This is a genomic window from Streptomyces sp. NPDC107575 (assembly GCF_055657265.1).
Genome location: NZ_JBVKBG010000003.1, coordinates 136,521 through 152,649 on the forward strand (window position 1 = coordinate 136,521; position 16,129 = coordinate 152,649).

The 16,129-nt window shown below is 70.2% G+C and carries 19 protein-coding genes; 6 read left to right on the forward strand and 13 right to left on the reverse strand.

Annotated features, from left to right (window positions below):
- Positions 1–199: 199 nt before the first annotated feature.
- Complete coding sequence (gene dapA / locus ACZ7L4_RS13860; protein ID WP_472102253.1) at positions 200–1,087, forward strand: 4-hydroxy-tetrahydrodipicolinate synthase; 888 nt, start codon at positions 200–202, stop codon at positions 1,085–1,087.
- Here dapA and ACZ7L4_RS13865 read toward each other — a convergent pair.
- Together ACZ7L4_RS13865 and ACZ7L4_RS13870 are read right to left on the reverse strand one after the other, a co-directional pair.
- On the reverse strand, positions 1,074–2,297 hold the full coding sequence (locus ACZ7L4_RS13865) for a TolB family protein (RefSeq protein ID WP_472102255.1): 1,224 nt from the start codon (positions 2,295–2,297) through the stop codon (positions 1,074–1,076). The two genes, dapA and ACZ7L4_RS13865, sit on opposite strands and share 14 nt — an antisense overlap.
- Entirely contained in the window at positions 2,294–2,863 is a 570-nt protein-coding gene (locus ACZ7L4_RS13870) for a SigE family RNA polymerase sigma factor (protein ID WP_472102257.1), read from the reverse strand. The genes ACZ7L4_RS13865 and ACZ7L4_RS13870 overlap by 4 nt, the downstream gene beginning before the upstream one ends.
- 203 nt (positions 2,864–3,066) lie before the next feature.
- Here ACZ7L4_RS13870 and ACZ7L4_RS13875 point away from each other — a divergent pair, with 203 nt between their 5' ends.
- Entirely contained in the window at positions 3,067–3,390 is a 324-nt protein-coding gene (locus ACZ7L4_RS13875) for an SCO4225 family membrane protein (protein ID WP_472102259.1), read from the forward strand.
- Positions 3,391–3,451: 61 nt separating this feature from the next.
- On the opposite strand, the gene dapD is transcribed toward ACZ7L4_RS13875, so the two are convergent.
- The 11 genes from dapD to ACZ7L4_RS13930 all read right to left on the reverse strand — a co-directional run bounded on the left by dapD (position 3,452) and on the right by ACZ7L4_RS13930 (position 12,012).
- Positions 3,452–4,441: a 2,3,4,5-tetrahydropyridine-2,6-dicarboxylate N-succinyltransferase gene (gene dapD / locus ACZ7L4_RS13880; protein WP_472102261.1), complete on the reverse strand. Its 990-nt coding sequence runs from the start codon at positions 4,439–4,441 to the stop codon at positions 3,452–3,454.
- A 79-nt stretch (positions 4,442–4,520) separates the two neighbouring features.
- Positions 4,521–5,060 (reverse strand): TetR/AcrR family transcriptional regulator, encoded by a 540-nt coding sequence (locus ACZ7L4_RS13885; RefSeq protein WP_472102263.1) that lies wholly within the window; start codon positions 5,058–5,060, stop codon positions 4,521–4,523.
- Complete coding sequence (locus ACZ7L4_RS13890; RefSeq protein ID WP_472102265.1) at positions 5,060–5,380, reverse strand: DMT family transporter; 321 nt, start codon at positions 5,378–5,380, stop codon at positions 5,060–5,062. Before ACZ7L4_RS13890 ends, ACZ7L4_RS13885 begins: the two co-directional genes overlap by 1 nt.
- A 69-nt stretch (positions 5,381–5,449) precedes the next feature.
- On the reverse strand, positions 5,450–5,788 hold the full coding sequence (locus ACZ7L4_RS13895; RefSeq protein WP_356388343.1) for a metal-sulfur cluster assembly factor: 339 nt from the start codon (positions 5,786–5,788) through the stop codon (positions 5,450–5,452).
- Positions 5,785–6,243 (reverse strand): Fe-S cluster assembly sulfur transfer protein SufU, encoded by a 459-nt coding sequence (sufU, locus tag ACZ7L4_RS13900; RefSeq protein ID WP_450816422.1) that lies wholly within the window; start codon positions 6,241–6,243, stop codon positions 5,785–5,787. Before sufU ends, ACZ7L4_RS13895 begins: the two co-directional genes overlap by 4 nt.
- 19 nt (positions 6,244–6,262) lie before the next feature.
- Complete coding sequence (locus ACZ7L4_RS13905; protein WP_472102268.1) at positions 6,263–7,519, reverse strand: cysteine desulfurase; 1,257 nt, start codon at positions 7,517–7,519, stop codon at positions 6,263–6,265.
- Positions 7,516–8,280: a Fe-S cluster assembly ATPase SufC gene (gene sufC / locus ACZ7L4_RS13910; RefSeq protein WP_385766119.1), complete on the reverse strand. Its 765-nt coding sequence runs from the start codon at positions 8,278–8,280 to the stop codon at positions 7,516–7,518. Before sufC ends, ACZ7L4_RS13905 begins: the two co-directional genes overlap by 4 nt.
- 7 nt (positions 8,281–8,287) lie before the next feature.
- Positions 8,288–8,611 carry a non-heme iron oxygenase ferredoxin subunit gene (locus ACZ7L4_RS13915; protein WP_472102270.1) on the reverse strand — a complete coding sequence of 108 codons (324 nt, stop codon included), beginning with the start codon at positions 8,609–8,611 and terminating at the stop codon, positions 8,288–8,290.
- Entirely contained in the window at positions 8,611–9,795 is a 1,185-nt protein-coding gene (gene sufD, locus ACZ7L4_RS13920; protein ID WP_472102272.1) for a Fe-S cluster assembly protein SufD, read from the reverse strand. Before sufD ends, ACZ7L4_RS13915 begins: the two co-directional genes overlap by 1 nt.
- 73 nt (positions 9,796–9,868) lie before the next feature.
- Entirely contained in the window at positions 9,869–11,293 is a 1,425-nt protein-coding gene (sufB, locus tag ACZ7L4_RS13925; RefSeq protein ID WP_399232392.1) for a Fe-S cluster assembly protein SufB, read from the reverse strand.
- Complete coding sequence (locus ACZ7L4_RS13930; RefSeq protein WP_472102274.1) at positions 11,290–12,012, reverse strand: helix-turn-helix transcriptional regulator; 723 nt, start codon at positions 12,010–12,012, stop codon at positions 11,290–11,292. Before ACZ7L4_RS13930 ends, sufB begins: the two co-directional genes overlap by 4 nt.
- Positions 12,013–12,218: 206 nt before the next feature.
- On the opposite strand from ACZ7L4_RS13930, the gene ACZ7L4_RS13935 reads away from it, so the two are divergent.
- The 4 genes from ACZ7L4_RS13935 to ACZ7L4_RS13950 all read left to right on the forward strand — a co-directional run bounded on the left by ACZ7L4_RS13935 (position 12,219) and on the right by ACZ7L4_RS13950 (position 16,123).
- Positions 12,219–13,010 (forward strand): AAC(3) family N-acetyltransferase, encoded by a 792-nt coding sequence (locus tag ACZ7L4_RS13935; RefSeq protein WP_472102276.1) that lies wholly within the window; start codon positions 12,219–12,221, stop codon positions 13,008–13,010.
- A gap of 346 nt (positions 13,011–13,356) precedes the next feature.
- Entirely contained in the window at positions 13,357–14,280 is a 924-nt protein-coding gene (locus ACZ7L4_RS13940; RefSeq protein ID WP_472102277.1) for an ABC transporter ATP-binding protein, read from the forward strand.
- Positions 14,277–15,044, forward strand: a complete 768-nt coding sequence (locus ACZ7L4_RS13945) for an ABC transporter permease (RefSeq protein ID WP_472102279.1) — start codon at positions 14,277–14,279, stop codon at positions 15,042–15,044. Before ACZ7L4_RS13940 ends, ACZ7L4_RS13945 begins: the two co-directional genes overlap by 4 nt.
- A gap of 83 nt (positions 15,045–15,127) precedes the next feature.
- Positions 15,128–16,123 (forward strand): COX15/CtaA family protein, encoded by a 996-nt coding sequence (locus ACZ7L4_RS13950; protein WP_472102281.1) that lies wholly within the window; start codon positions 15,128–15,130, stop codon positions 16,121–16,123.
- Positions 16,124–16,129: the final 6 nt, after the last annotated feature.

The following is a 16,129-nucleotide window of genomic DNA, read 5'->3' on the forward strand; positions in this document are numbered from 1 at the left end:
GAACGGACCAGCATCTTCACTGCGGTTCATCGGGTTTCCGCCGCGCCACCTGAAGCGCACATCTCGGCCAAATCGGATGGGAGGCAGTGCATTTCAAGCCCCGCCGTTCCGCTTCCGCCTCGACTCTTCAGCGGTGCTTCGCACCACCTCGTAGCAGAATTAAGTGGAGCTGCACCGTGCCCGGACCGACACTCCCGTCATGACCGACACAACCCCACGCCCCTCCCCCTTCAACCGCGCCCTGTGCGCCATGGTCACGCCCTTCACACGGACGGGGACGCTCGACCTGCCCGCTGCCCAGAAGCTGGCCGACCAGCTCGTCACCGAGGGCTGCGAGGGCCTCGTCCTGTCCGGCACGACCGGCGAGTCCCCGACCACGACCGACGCGGAGAAGGCGGACCTCGTACGGGCGGTGCGCGAGGCGGTCGACCGCCGCGCGAAGGTCGTCGCCGGCATCGGCACGTACGACACCCGCCACACCGTCGACCTCGCCCACCAGGCCCAACAAGCGGGCGCGGATGGCCTGTTGGTCGTCACCCCGTACTACAGCCGCCCGCCGCAGGACGCGATCGAGGCCCACTTCCGGGCGGTCGCCGACGCCACGGACCTCCCCCTGATGCTGTACGACATCCCGGGCCGCACCGGCACCCGCATCGAACCGGAGACGATGATCCGGCTGGCGGAGCACCCCCGGATCGTCGCCGTGAAGGACTGCGCGTACGACCTCCTCGGCACCCAACGGGTCATGTCTGCAACGGACTTGGCGTACTACACGGGCTGCGACGAGTACGTCCTGGCACTGTACGCACTGGGTGGCGCGGGCTACGTCTCGACGGTCGCGAATGTGGCACCCGCCGCCTTCCGCGCCATCGTCGACGCGTACGACGCGGGCGACACGGCGGAGGCCGCCCGCCGCCAGCGACTCACGGTCCCGCTCACCCAGTTGATGATGAACGCGGGCCTGCCCGGCACGGTGACCACCAAGGCCCTCCTCGGCGGCCCGGTCCGCGCACCGCTGCAGCCCGCCGACCAGGAGGCGACCGACGGGCTGCGGGCGGCGCTGGAGAAGCTGCTCAGCGCGTCGTGAACTGGGGCGACCAGCGCCCCGGATAGTCCGCCGACGCCTTGCGGAAGTCGCTGAGCTGGACGACCTTGTCGCTGCCGACCGTCACCAGCAGCAGCTGGTTGCGGAACTCGCCCTTGCCGCCGCACTTCTTGGGGTCACAGCCCCAGGCGACGAGCCGCTTGTCGTCGGCCCAGGCGAGCAGCTGCTGCGCGGGCAGCTTGTCGACGAGTTCACCGGTCCGCGCGTCGTTCACGGCGACGGCGATCGTGTTCTTGCCGCCCGCGAAGTCCCCCGCGGCGAGCTTCCCGTCGGGCGAGAGCCCCGCCTCGGCGTACATCAGCCAGTGCCGCAGCTTCTCGGGCGTCGGGGCCTTCTTGCCGTCGAGACCGTAGGCCTGCGGTCCGCCGTCCGACATCGAGGTGGCGACCACGAGGTCACCGTCGGGCGCGAACCGGAAGTCCTCCCGGGCGTTGTGCTCGAACTCCCCACCCTTGAGCGGCACCGCCGCCCACGTCCCCTTCCCGCTCGCCACGTCGACGACGGAGAACCCGGTCCTGGACGGGTGACCGGGACTCGGCTGCTCCGGACCGCTGCCGTCGCTCATGGGCCGGTCCTTGTACAGGTGGTCCGGATCGGTCTTGTACGTCGTCACGACGAGCTTGCGGCCGTCCGCGGAGTACTCGACCCCGGCCGCCCCCTGTGCCACCGGGATCCAGCGCGTCACCTTGTTCGTGGCCAGGTCGAGGATGCCGACCCGCTTCGCGGGCAGCTTCTTCTCCAGGACGGCGGCGGTGCGCGCCCCCGGGGCGACGGTCAGCCAGGACCAGTCCGTGGTCTTCCGATACGTCTTGGTCGTCGGGTCGAGCACCCCGTACGTCCGGGTCAACTTCCCGTCCCCGTCGGCGTACTTGACCGACTTGTACGTGACGAAGGACGCGAGAACCGTGCGCCCCGCCGCGATGACGTCCTTGGGCGGCGACTGGTCCGGGTGCGCGATGACATCGGCCGAACCGGTCACCTCGGCGGGCGGGGCGTCCTTCCCGTCGTCGATCCGCGGCACCAGTACGGCGGCGACGACCACCGCCGTGGCCGCCACGAACGCGCCCACGGCCGTGCCGGTGCGCCGCCTGCGCCGCACCGCCAGGACCCGGTCGGCGAGGTCGACGGGCGCGGGCCCGACGGCGTCGGCCTGCTCGCGCAGCGCCTCCTTGAGCATGGCGTCGACGTTCACGGGCGCACCTCCGCCGGCGCGTAGTCATGGGAGGACGGCGGCCGGTCGTCGCCGTCCTGTGCCAGTTCGGGAGCGAGCCCGCGCAGCTTCGCGAGCGCGCGGTGGGTGGTGGAGCGCACGGTGCCCACGGAGACGCCGAGCTCCCGGGCGACGTCGCCCTCCGGCAGGTCCTCGAAGTACCTGAGGACGAGGACGGTGCGCTGCCGTGCGGTGAGCCGGGCTAGGGCGGCGCGCAGCACGACGCGCAGTTCCGCGTCGGCCGTCCCGTCCCCCGCCGCGGCGCCGTCCGGCACCCGCCCGTAACTGACCTCACGCTTGGGCCACTTCAGCCGCCACCGGCTGATCTGCTGCCGGTAGAGGGCCTGGCGCACATACGCCTCCGGGTCCTCGATCCGGTCCCACCGCCCGGCCACCTTGATCAGCACGCTCTGCAGCAGGTCCTCGCCCGCGTGCCGGTCCCCGCCACTGAGCAGCACGGCCGTCTTCAGCAGCACGGACGACCGTTCGGCCACGAACTCCCTGAACCGCTCCGCCCCCGCACCGCGCTCTTTCCGCACCGCATCCATCGCCACCTTCTCTTTCCCCCCGGGCTGCCCCCGGCTGTCCCCGCTGTCACCCCTGATGACGAGCGCGGGCGCGGTCCGCTATGCCTGCCCGGCGAGAATTCTTCCGTACGGCCCCGAACCAGGTACGGATACTCATGACGGGACCACGGGCCCGGCGTGACCATGGGGGAAGAACGGCACCATCACCCACGGGGAGACGACCGATGAATGCCCGCACCCTCTTGCGCCTGACCGTCACCAACCCGGCGTCGGCGATCTATCTCAGCCTGGTCGGCGCGTCCGTCGTGTTCACCGGCGTCGTCGTGCTGACGTCCTCCGACCCGGGCTTCGTCGGGGTCTGGCCCTTCTTCTTCACCGCTCCGACGTCCCTGCTCATGGTGGGAATCATCGGCGCGGTCGGCGGCCTGGACGCCCCCATCTGGCTCCTCGGCGCCGGCATCGTCGTGAGCGCCCTGCTCCAGTCGCTGGCCCTCGGCGCGACCCTGCAGGCCCTGCGCGGCCGCCGCCGCCTCGGCACCACCCACTGACCCACCCCCCACACACGAGCGCCCTCCCGTGGACCACGGGAGGGCGCTCGGCTGACGCGGGTCAGTTGTGGCTGTGCAGCACCTCGTTGAGGCCGCCCCAGACCGCGTTGTTCGGGCGGGCCTCGACCGTGCCGGTCACGGAGTTGCGGCGGAAGAGGATGTTCGAGGCGCCGGAGAGGTCGCGGGCCTTGACGACCTCGCCGTCGGGCATCGTCACGCGGGTGCCCGCGGTGACGTACAGACCGGCCTCGACCACGCACTCGTCGCCGAGCGCGATGCCGACGCCCGCCTCGGCGCCGACGAGGCAGCGCTCGCCGATGACGATGCGGACGTTGCCGCCGCCGGACAGCGTGCCCATCGTGGAGGCGCCGCCGCCGATGTCCGAGCCGTCGCCGACGACGACACCGGCGGAGATGCGGCCCTCGACCATCGACGTGCCGAGCGTGCCGGCGTTGAAGTTCACGAAGCCCTCGTGCATGACCGTGGTGCCCTCGGCGAGGTGCGCGCCCAGGCGGACCCGGTCGGCGTCGGCGATGCGCACGCCCTTGGGGGCGACGTAGTCCGTCATGCGGGGGAACTTGTCCACGGACGTCACCTGGAGGTGCAGGCCCTCCGCGCGGGCGTTCAGCCGGGCCGTCTCCAGGTTGTCGACGGCGACGGGGCCGAGCGAGGTCCAGGCGACGTTGGCGAGGAGGCCGAACACGCCGTCCAGGTTCTGGCCGTGCGGCTTCACCAGGCGGTGCGAGAGCAGGTGCAGGCGCAGGTACGCGTCGTGCGCGTCGAGCGGCTTGTCGTCGAGGGACGCGATGACCGTGCGGACGGCCACGGTCTCCACGCCGCGGCGGGCGTCGGGACCGATCGCCTTCGCCGCGCCCGCGCCGAGCAGCTCGACGGCCTTCTCGGCGGAGAGCTTCTCGGTCCCGGCCGGGCCGGGCTCGGCGACGAGCTCGGGCTTCGGGAACCAGGTGTCGAGCACGATGCCGTCGGACGTAACGGTGGCGAGGCCGGCGGCGACGGCGCCGGTGGAGCGGGGAGCAGTGGTGTCGGTCATGGCCCCAAACCTAATCGGCGCGGGCCCGTGGAGGCTAACCGGTGCCCGCCCCCGTCTCACCAGCCGGGCGCCGCCGCGCTCAGGGGATCAGCCGCGCCAGCATCTCCCGCGTGTACCCGGCGTCGTACTCGCCGCCCGTCAGCAGCACTTGGAGCGAGATCCCGTCCATGAGCGCGACCAGGGCCCGCGCGGTGACGGGGTCGGTGCGCCGGGCGACGACCTCCGCGAGCTCCTCGCACCACTCGGCGGCGACGGGCCGCAGCGAGGGCCTGCGCAGCGCGGCCAGGTAGAGCTCGTACTCCAGCTCCACGCCGTCCCGGTCCCCGGCCAGCCACTCGCCGAGCACGGCGGCCAGCTCGGCGGGCAGATCGCTGTCCGGGTCCTCGATGGCGTGGTGCCCCGCGACGACCTTCGCGAAGCCCTCGTTGGCCTGCCGCAGCGCGGCCACCATCAGCTCGTCGAGCGTCTTGAAGTGGTACGTGGTCGAACCGAGCGGCACATCGGCCTCGCGGGCGACGGAACGGTGGCTGAGCCCGCCGATGCCCTTCGAGCCGACCACCCGGATCGCGGCGTCGATGATCCGCTGGCGGCGCTCGGGATCGTAGCGGCGCGTGCCCATCAGTGCGCCCCGCCGAGATTGAGCAGCACGACGCCCCCGATGACGAGGGCGATCCCGCCGACCTTGGCGAGCGTGAGGCCCTCGCCGAGGAACAGCATGCCGATCGCGGCGATGATCGCCGTGCCGGTACCTGCCCAGATCGCGTAGGCGGTCCCGATCTGCACGGTCTTCAGCGTCTGCGCGAGCAGCGCGAACGCGACGATGTAGCCGGCGACGGTGAGCAGCGAGGGCCAGAGCCTGCTGAACCCCTCGCTGTACTTCATGGCGGTGGTGGCCCCCACCTCGGCGGCTATGGCGCCGGCCAGCAGCACGTATCCCATGTGTACGAGTGTACATAACGGCGGCGCCGAAAAAGCCCCTCCGGCGTTTGCCGGAGGGGCTTGATCAGCTCACACGTTGAACCCGAGCGCCCTCAGCTGCTCGCGCCCGTCGTCCGTGATCTTGTCCGGGCCCCACGGCGGCATCCAGACCCAGTTGATCCGGAGCTCGTTGACGATGCCGTCGGTGGCGGACTTCGCCTGGTCCTCGATGACGTCGGTGAGCGGACAGGCCGCCGACGTCAGCGTCATGTCGATCGTCGCGATGTTCGCGTCGTCGATGTGGATGCCGTAGATCAGGCCCAGGTTGACGACGTCGATGCCCAGCTCGGGGTCGACGACGTCGTAGAGCGCCTCGCGGACCTCGTCCTCGGAGGCCGGCTTCATCTCCACTGCCGTGCTGTCACTCATGCGGTCTTCGCCTCCTCCGCGAAAGCCTGCGCCGTCGCGTCCTTCCACGCCATCCAGCTCAGGAGGGCGCACTTCACTCGGGCCGGGTACTTGGAGACCCCGGCGAACGCGACCGCGTCCTCCAGGAGCTCCTCCATCGAGTCGTCCGGCTCGATCTGCCCCTTCGACTGCATCAGGTCCAGGAAGGTCTCCTGGATCTTCCGCGCGTCGGCCAGCTCCTTGCCGACCAGCAGATCGTTGAGGACGGACGCCGAGGCCTGGCTGATGGAACAGCCCTGCCCCTCGTACGACACGTCAGCGATCTTCTCGCCGTCGTACTTCACGCGCAGTGTGATCTCGTCACCGCACGTCGGGTTGACGTGGTGCACCTCGGCGTCGCCATCCCGCAAGCCCCGGCCGTGCGGGTGCTTGTAGTGGTCCAGGATGACTTCCTGGTACATCGAATCCAGCTTCATGCGATTCCTCGCCAACCCCTCAACCGAAGAAGTTCCGTACGTGCTCCAGGCCGTCGACCAGCGCGTCGATCTCGCCGGGCGTGGAGTACAGATAGAACGACGCTCGCGTGGTCGCAGGAATTCCGTACCGCAGGCAGACCGGCCGTGCGCAGTGGTGACCGACCCGGACCGCGATGCCCTGCTCGTCGAGGACCTGGCCCACGTCGTGCGGGTGGATGTCGCCGAGCGTGAAGGAGATCGCCGCGCCCCGGTCCTCGGCCGTGGCCGGGCCGATGATCTTCAGGTCGGGGACCTCCTGCAGCCGCTTCACCGCGTACTCGGTGAGCGCCTGCTCGTGCTGGAGGATCTTCTCCATGCCGATCGAGTTCAGGTAGTCGATCGCCGCGCCGAGGCCGACGGCCTCCGCGATCGGCGGCGTACCGGCCTCGAACTTGTGCGGCGCGGGGGCGTACGTCGAGGAGTGCATGGACACCGTCTCGATCATCTCGCCGCCGCCGAGGAAGGGCGGGAGGTCCTCGAGCAGCTCCTGGCGGCCCCAGAGGACGCCGATGCCGGTCGGGCCGCACATCTTGTGGCCGGTGAAGGCCACGAAGTCGGCCTGCAGCGCCTGCACGTCGACCGGCATGTGCGGGGCGGCCTGCGAGGCGTCGATCAGGACCAGGGCACCGACCTCCTGGGCGCGGCGCACGATGGCCTCGACCGGGTTGTGGGTGCCGAGGATGTTCGACACGAGCACGAAGGAGACGATCTTCGTCTTCTCCGTGATGACCTCGTTGATGTTGGAGAGGTCCAGGCGGCCGTCGTCCGTCAGGCCGAACCACTTCAGCTTCGCGCCGGTGCGCTGCGAGAGCAGCTGCCACGGAACGATGTTGGAGTGGTGCTCCATCTCCGTGATCACGATCTCGGTCTCGTGGTCGACCTTGTACGGCTCGTCGGCCCAGCCGAGCATGTTGGCGACGAGGTTGAGCGACTCCGAGGCGTTCTTCGTGAAGATGACCTCGTCGCGGCTCGGCGCGTTGATGAACGCGGCGACCTTGTCGCGCGCGCCCTCGTACAGCGCCGTGGCCTCCTCGGCCAGCACGTGCACGCCGCGGTGGACGTTGGCGTTGTGCCGCTCGTAGTACCCCGTCATGGCGTCGAGGACCTGGCGCGGCGTCTGCGAGGTCGCCGCGTTGTCCAGGTACACGAGGTTCTTGCCGTCGTGAAGCACCCGGTCGAGGATCGGGAAGTCCTTGCGGATCGCCTCGGTGTCGAGGAGGCCCGGCAGCTGTGTCACGCGGATGCGCCACCCTTCACGTACTTGTCGTAGCCCTCGGCCTCGAGCTGGTCGGCCAGCTCGGCGCCGCCGGACTCGACGATGCGGCCGCCCGCGAACACGTGCACGTGGTCGGGCTTGATGTAGCGCAGGATGCGCGTGTAGTGGGTCACCAGGAGGGTGCCGACCTCGCCGTTCTCACGGACGCGGTTGATGCCCTCGGAGACGATGCGCAGGGCGTCGACGTCGAGGCCGGAGTCGGTCTCGTCGAGGACGGCGATCTTCGGCTTGAGGAGCTCCAGCTGAAGGATCTCGTGGCGCTTCTTCTCACCGCCGGAGAAGCCCTCGTTCACGTTGCGCTCGGCGAAGGACGGGTCCATGGAGAGCTTCTCCATGGCCTCCTTGACCTCCTTCACCCAGGTGCGCAGCTTGGGGGCCTCGCCGCGCACGGCCGTGGCCGAGGTGCGCAGGAAGTTGGAGACGGAGACACCGGGGACCTCGACCGGGTACTGCATGGCCAGGAAGAGGCCGGCGCGGGCGCGCTCGTCGACGGACATCTCGAGGACGTCCTCGCCGTCGAGCGTGACGGTGCCGGAGGTGATCGTGTACTTGGGGTGACCCGCGAGCGAGTACGCGAGGGTCGACTTGCCGGAGCCGTTCGGACCCATGATCGCGTGGGTCTCGCCCTGCTTCACGGTCAGGTCGACGCCCTTGAGGATCTCCTTCGTGGCGTTGTCCGCCTCGACGGTGACGTGCAGGTCCTTGATTTCAAGCGTTGCCATGGGGACTTCAGTTCTCCTGGGTGAGGGAGACGAGAACGTCGTCCCCTTCGATCTTCACGGGGTATACGGGCACAGGGCGGGTGGCCGGGAGGCCGGACGGCTTGCCGGTGCGCAGGTCGAACGCGGACCCGTGCAGCCAGCACTCGATCTGGCAGTCCTCCACCTCGCCCTCGGAGAGCGAGACGTTCGCGTGCGAGCAGATGTCGTTGATCGCGAACACCTCGCCCTCCGTGCTCACGATGGACACGGGCGTGCCGTCGATCTCCACCCGCTTCGGGGTGTCGGTCTCCAGCTCGGCGAGTCCACAGGCACGGACGAAGGACGGGGTCATCAGACCGACGCCTCCAGCTCGGTCTCGATCTTCTCGAGCAGGCGCTCCTCGATGTCCGGGACGCCGATCTGCTGGACCAGCTCGGCGAAGAAGCCGCGCACGACGAGGCGGCGGGCCTCCTCGGCGGGGATGCCGCGGGACATCAGGTAGAAGAGCTGCTCGTCGTCGAAGCGGCCGGTGGCGGAGGCGTGACCGGCGCCGACGATCTCGCCGGTCTCGATCTCCAGGTTCGGCACCGAGTCGACGCGGGCACCGTCGGTCAGAACCAGGTTGCGGTTCATCTCGTACGTGTCCGTGCCCTCGGCCGCGGCCTCGATGAGGACGTCACCGATCCACACGGCGTGCGCGTCGTCGCCCTGGAGCGCGCCCTTGTAGACGACGTTCGACTTGCAGTGCGGGGTGTTGTGGTCGACCAGGAGGCGGTGCTCCTGGTGCTGGCCCGCGTCGGTGAAGTACAGGCCGAACAGCTCGGCCTCGCCGCCGGTGCCCGCGTAGTTGACGCGCGGGTTGAGGCGGACGACGTCGCCGCCGAAGGTGACGACGACCGACTTGAAGGAGGCGTCGCGGCCGACGAGCGCGTTGTGCTGCGCCACGTGCACGGCCTTGTCGTCCCAGTCCTGCACGGAGACGACGGTCAGCTTCGCGCCGTCGCCGAGCAGGTAGTCGACGTTGGCGGCGAGCACCGCGTCACCGGTGTGGTCGATGACCACGACGGCCTCGGCGAAGGCGCCCAGCTCGATGACCTGGTGGCCGTAGGCGACACCGCCCTCGCCGTGCACCGCGATGCGGATCGGCTCGGTGAGAACCGTTTCCTTGGGCACGGAGACGACGGACGCCTTCTCGAACGCCGAGTACGCCTGCGCGGCGACGCGGTCGACGGGCTTGCCGGCCTTGCCGACGCGCGCGTCGTCGCGGCCGACGAGCTCGACGGTGACGCCCTCCGGGGCCTCGACGTCGACCTTCACGCCGTCACCGGTCGCGGTGGCGGTGCCGTCGTGCAGGCCGCGCAGCCGCTCCAGCGGCGTGAACCGCCACTCCTCCTCGCGGCCGTGCGGGACCGGGAAGTCCTGCACGTCGTAGGAGGGGGGCGCGCTCATGCGCGTGGCAACGGTCGACTCGGCGGCGACCGCGACGGCGCCCGCGGTCGTCGAGCCTGCCGGGATGGTGGTGGGAGCCTCAGCCATGGCTGTCGTGGTGCTCGCTTTCGTTTACGTAAGTGGCTTGATGGGAGCGGCGGTTGGCGACCCTGGAGGGGTCTTAACCGACCGCGCCCTCCATCTGGAGCTCGATCAGCCGGTTGAGCTCGAGCGCGTACTCCATGGGCAGCTCCTTGGCGATCGGCTCGACGAAGCCGCGCACGATCATCGCCATGGCCTCGTCCTCGGAGAGGCCGCGGCTCATGAGGTAGAAGAGCTGGTCCTCGGAGACCTTGGAGACGGTCGCCTCGTGGCCCATCGACACGTCGTCCTCGCGGACGTCCACGTACGGGTACGTGTCGGAGCGCGAGATCTGGTCGACGAGCAGGGCGTCACAGAGCACGTTCGACTTGGCGCCCGGGGCGCCCTCGCCGATCTCGATGAGGCCGCGGTAGGAGGTGCGGCCACCGCCGCGCGCGACGGACTTCGAGACGATGTTGGACGACGTGTTCGGCGCCATGTGGACCATCTTCGCGCCGGCGTCCTGGTGCTGGCCCTCGCCCGCGAAGGCGATGGACAGCGTCTCGCCCTTGGCGTGCTCGCCCATCAGGTAGATGGCCGGGTACTTCATGGTCACCTTGGAGCCGATGTTGCCGTCGACCCACTCCATGGTCGCGCCCTCGTAGGCGACGGCGCGCTTGGTGACCAGGTTGTAGACGTTGTTCGACCAGTTCTGGATGGTCGTGTAGCGGCAGCGCGCGCCCTTCTTGACGATGATCTCGACGACGGCGCTGTGCAGGGAGTCCGACTTGTAGATCGGGGCGGTGCAGCCCTCGACGTAGTGGACGTAGGCGTCCTCGTCGACGATGATCAGCGTCCGCTCGAACTGGCCCATGTTCTCCGTGTTGATACGGAAGTAGGCCTGGAGCGGGATCTCGACGTGCACGCCCTTCGGCACGTAGATGAAGGAGCCACCCGACCACACGGCGGTGTTCAGCGCGGCGAACTTGTTGTCGCCGGCCGGGATGACGGTCCCGAAGTACTCCTTGAAGAGCTCCGGGTGCTCCTTCAGGGCCGTGTCGGTGTCCATGAAGATGACACCCTGCTCCTCCAGGTCCTCACGGATCTGGTGGTAGACGACCTCGGACTCGTACTGGGCCGCGACACCGGCGACGAGGCGCTGCTTCTCCGCCTCCGGGATGCCGAGCTTGTCGTACGTGGCCTTGATGTCCTCGGGCAGGTCCTCCCAGGACTCCGCCTGCTTCTCCGTGGAGCGCACGAAGTACTTGATGTTGTCGAAGTCGATGCCCGACAGGTCCGAGCCCCAGTTCGGCATGGGCTTCTTGCCGAACAGCTTCAGACCCTTGAGGCGCAGCTTGGTCATCCACTCCGGCTCGGACTTCTTGGAGGAGATGTCCTTGACGACGTCCTCGTTGATGCCGCGCTTGGCAGAGGCACCGGCCTCGTCGGAGTCCGCCCAGCCGTATTCGTACTTGCCCAGGCCCTCGAGCTCAGGGTGGGCAGTCTCCTCGATGGGGAGAGTCATGCGGGGTTCCTCCCGGCCGTGCTTGCAGATGCGTTGGTGGTCGTGTTGGGGGTGTTCTTGGGGATGAACGTCGTGCAGACCCCGTCGCCGTGGGCGATGGTGGCCAGTCGCTGTACGTGGGTGCCGAGCAGCTGCGAGAACATTTCCGTCTCGGCCTCGCACAGTTGCGGGAACTGCTCGGCCACGTGGGCGACTGGGCAGTGGTGCTGGCAGAGCTGCTCACCGACCGGTGCGCTACGCGCCGTAGCAGCGTACCCGTCCGCGCTCAAGGCCCTCGCCAGGGCCTGGGCGCGCTCTTCGGGCGCTGCCGCCTCGATCGCCGCCTTGTAGGGACCGGCCTGTGCGGCGATCCGCGCGCGGGCGAAGGAGACGAGGGCGTCGTCGCCGCCGGCCTGCTCCTTGATCCAGCGGAGCGCTTCCGCGGCGAGCTTGTCGTAGGACTGGTCGAAGGCGTCCCGGCCGCAGTCGGTCAGCGCGAACACCTTCGCGGGGCGGCCGCGGGTGCGGGCTCCGTAGACGCGCTGGTCCCTGGGCTCCACGACATTGTCGGCACCGAGTGCGTCGAGGTGGCGGCGGACGGCGGCCTGGGTGAGGCCGAGGCGCCCGGCGAGCTCGGCGACGGTGGACGGGCCGTGGTCCAGGATGGAGCGCGCGACCCGGTTGCGGGTGGACCGCTCCCCGGTCGTGAGCTCCTCTGGGGCCTCGCCGACGTTTTTCACAACGCCATTGTTGCGTAATTCCTCAGACCCTGACAAGCGCGGCGGTGATCGCCCCACGGTGCCGTGCATCACTTAGGCGAACCTAAGTAGTCACGTGCCGTGACCTGCGGAAACGATCTTTGATCGATCAGAACGCCGGTGCCGCGACCATCGGGGCAGCCCTTAATTCCATGGCGCCCGACACCCCTCCCGAGCACACTCGCCCCATGCCCACACCCCCTCCGACCGGCCCACTCGTCACTCGCGCGTCCCTCGCGTCGGACCTTCGCGCCCTCGGCGTCCGACCGGGCGACACCCTCCTCGTGCACACCTCGCTCAGCAGCCTCGGCTGGGTGAACGGCGGGGCGCCCGCGGTCGTCCAGGCCCTCCTCGACGCACTCGGACCGACCGGAACACTCGTCGTCCCGACACAATCCGCCGATCTCTCCGACCCGGCCGAGTGGAGCCGCCCGCCGGTCCCGGAGGAGTGGTGGGAGACGATCCGGACGACCATGCCCGTGTACGACCCGGCGATCACGCCCACGCGCGGCGTCGGCATCGTCCCGGAGACCGTACGGACGTGGCCGGGTGCCCTGCGCAGCGCGCACCCGCAGACGTCCTTCGCGGCGCTCGGCCCGCGCGCCGCCGAGGTGACCGAGGGACACGCGCCGGACTGCCGGCTCGGCGAGCGCAGCCCGCTGGCCCGCCTCGAGGAGCTGCACGCGCGCGTACTGCTCCTGGGCGCGGGATACGAGGCGTGCACGAGCTTCCACCTGGCGGAGTACCGCGTCCCGGCCGCATACGAGGACGCCGGCCGCCCGGGCCCGCACGGCTGGGAACACACGCGCGAGGTAGCCATCGACGCCACCCGCTTCACCGCCCTGGGCACCGCCTTCGAACACGCCACACCGGTCACCCTCGGCCGCATCGGCGCCGCAGAGTCCCGCCTCTTCGACCTCCGCACGGCCGTGACCTACGCAGAACACTGGCTCCGAACCCACCGCCCCACCGCAGGCTGACACGGACGCCCGCCCCGCCTCGAACAACCCGCCGCACACCACGGCTCCCCACCCCAGACGGCAAAGGCCACCCCCGCCATGAGCAATCCGCCTCGATACGGCTCCCACCCCAGACGGTCAGGGCCGCCCCCGCCTTGGGCAATCTGCCGCCTTGGGCGGCAGGGTGGGCAAGGCGGCGCCCCGGTGCCGCGTGACGGAGACGTCGGGGTTCGCCCCGGGTGAGCGACCCGGCCCCCGTGCCGCGCAACGGAAACGACGAGCCCCGCCCCGGGTCAGCGTCACGGTGCCGCACACCCCCGGGCCCCGGCCCCCCGCGGAGCGCGACCGCTCCTTAGACTTGCGGACCATGCGAAGCGAGCCAGTCGTCCACATCACCGGTCTGGTGAAGCGGTACGGAACCAAGACCGCGGTCGACGGCCTCGACCTCACGGCGGCCCCCGGCATCACCGCCGTCCTCGGCCCCAACGGCGCGGGCAAGACCACCACGATCGAGACCTGCGAGGGCTACCGCAGGCCGGACTCCGGCACCGTCCGCGTCCTCGGCCTCGACCCGGTCAAGCAGGCCTCCGCCCTGCGCCCCCGCATCGGCGTGATGCTCCAGTCCGGCGGCGTCTACTCCGGCGCCCGCGCCGACGAGATGCTCCACCACATCGCCAAGCTGCACGCCCACCCGCTCGACGTGCCCGCCCTCATCGAGCGCCTCGGCCTCGGCAGCTGCGGCCGCACCACCTATCGGCGCCTCTCCGGCGGCCAGCAGCAGCGCCTCGCGCTCGCCATGGCCGTGGTCGGCCGCCCGGAACTGGTCTTCCTCGACGAGCCGACCGCGGGCCTCGACCCGCAGGCCCGGCACGCCACGTGGGACCTGGTGCGGGACCTGCGCGCCGACGGCGTCTCCGTCATCCTCACCACGCACTACATGGACGAGGCGGAGCAGCTGGCCGACGACGTGGCGATCGTCGACTCCGGCAAGGTCATCACGCAGGGCTCCCCGGAGCAGCTGTGCAAGGGCGGCGCCGAGAACACGCTCCGCTTCTCCGGCCGTCCCGGCCTCGACGTGGCCTCGCTCCTGAAGGCCCTGCCCGCCGACGCGGCCGCCGCCGAGCTCACCCCCGGCTCGTACCGCGTCAGCGGCAAGGTCGACCCCCAGCTCCTCGCGACGGTCACCTCCTGGTGCGCCCAGCACGGCGTGATGCCGGACAAGATCTCCGTCGAGCGGCACACCCTCGAAGACGTATTCCTGGAACTGACCGGCAAGGAGCTGCGCGGATGAGCGCCGGTACGTACGCCCCCGCCCCCGGAGCCGCCCCGCTCCCCCGCATGATCGCGACGCAGGCCGCGCTCGAGACGAAGATGCTGCTGCGCAACGGCGAGCAGCTCCTCCTCACGGTCGTCATCCCGACGCTGCTACTGGTCCTGTTCTCGGCCGTCGACATCGTCGACACCGGCTCCGGGAAGGCCGTCGACTTCCTCACCCCCGGCATCCTCGCGCTCGCCGTGATGTCCACGGCCTTCACGGGCCAGGCCATCGCCACCGGCTTCGAGCGCCGCTACGGGGTACTGAAGCGGCTCGGCGCGTCCCCGCTCCCCCGCTGGGCGCTGATGACCGCGAAGACGCTCTCGGTCCTGGTCACCGAGATCCTCCAGGTCGTCCTGCTCACGGTCATCGCGTTCGCCCTCGGCTGGTCGCCGCACGGGAACCCGTTCGCCGTTCTGCTCCTCCTGGTGCTGGGCACGGCGGCGTTCTCCGGACTCGGCCTCCTCATGGCGGGCACGCTGAAGGCGGAGGCCACGCTGGCCGCCGCGAACCTGGTCTTCCTGCTCCTCCTGGTCGGCGGCGGCGTCATCGTGCCGCTCGACAAGTTCCCCGACGCCGCGCAGTCGGTCCTCGGCCTGCTGCCCATCTCGGCGCTCTCCGACGGCCTGCGGGACGTGCTCCAGCACGGCGCGTCGATGCCCTGGGGCGACCTCGGGATCCTCGCCGCCTGGGCGGTCGTGGGCCTCGGCGCGGCGGGCCGCTTCTTCCGCTGGGAGTAAAAAATGTAGTAACGGGCGTCACAGTTGGCCCAGTTACGTCCCCCTCGTGAAGCCGTGCACAAGCCGCCGCCTACGATGGGCCCGTGCCAAAGCTGACCCCCACCGACGCCGCGCGGGCGCTGCGCAACCCGCTCGCCTTCATCGCCGAGTACTGGACTCCCACTCAGCGGACCGTCCAGCGCGCGGCCATGTCCGCCGTCGTCATGACGGTGCTCATCGTCTGCACCGGCGGCGCCGTGCGCCTGACGGGCTCGGGCCTCGGCTGCCCGACCTGGCCCAAGTGCACCGACCAGTCGCTGACCGCCACGAGCGAGATGGGCTTCCACGGCGCCATCGAGTTCGGCAACCGCATGCTGACCTACGTGCTGTGCGCCGCGGTCGGCTGGGCCATCATCGCCGCCCGCTCGCAGAAGCCGTGGCGGCGCACGGTGACCCGGCTCGGCTGGGCCCAGTTCTGGATCGTGATGGGCAACGCGGTGCTCGGCGGCATCGTCGTCCTGGTCGGCCTCAACCCGTACACGGTGGCGGCCCACTTCGTCCTGACGACCGCCCTGCTGACGGTCGCGGTGCTGATGTGGCAGCGCACCCGTGAGGGCGACGCCGAGCCGCGTCCGCTGGTCGGCGGCGCCATCAAGCAGCTGGTGTGGTTCCTGGTGGTGGCCGCCTCGCTGCTGATCCTCGTCGGCACCGTGGTGACCGGCGCGGGCCCGCACGCGGGCGACTCCAGCGACGTGCACCGGATGCCGCTCGACTGGGAGACGGTGTCGAAGGTGCACGCGGTCCTGGCCTGGATCGTGGTGACGCTGACCTTCGCCCTGTGGTTCGTCCTGAAGGCGGTCGACGCCCCCAAGGGCCCGCTGCACCGCACCCGCGACCTGTTCCTGATCCTGCTCGCGCAGGGCGTCATCGGCTACGTCCAGTACTTCACGGACCTGCCGGAGATCCTGGTCGGCCTGCACATGCTGGGCTCGGCGCTGGTGTGGATCGGAGTCCTGCGCGTGGTGCTCTCGCTGCGCGAACGCCCGGCGGTGGAGCCGGGCCTCCCGTCCCAGTCGGGCCAGGAGCTCTCGGCGGTCTGACGCCCC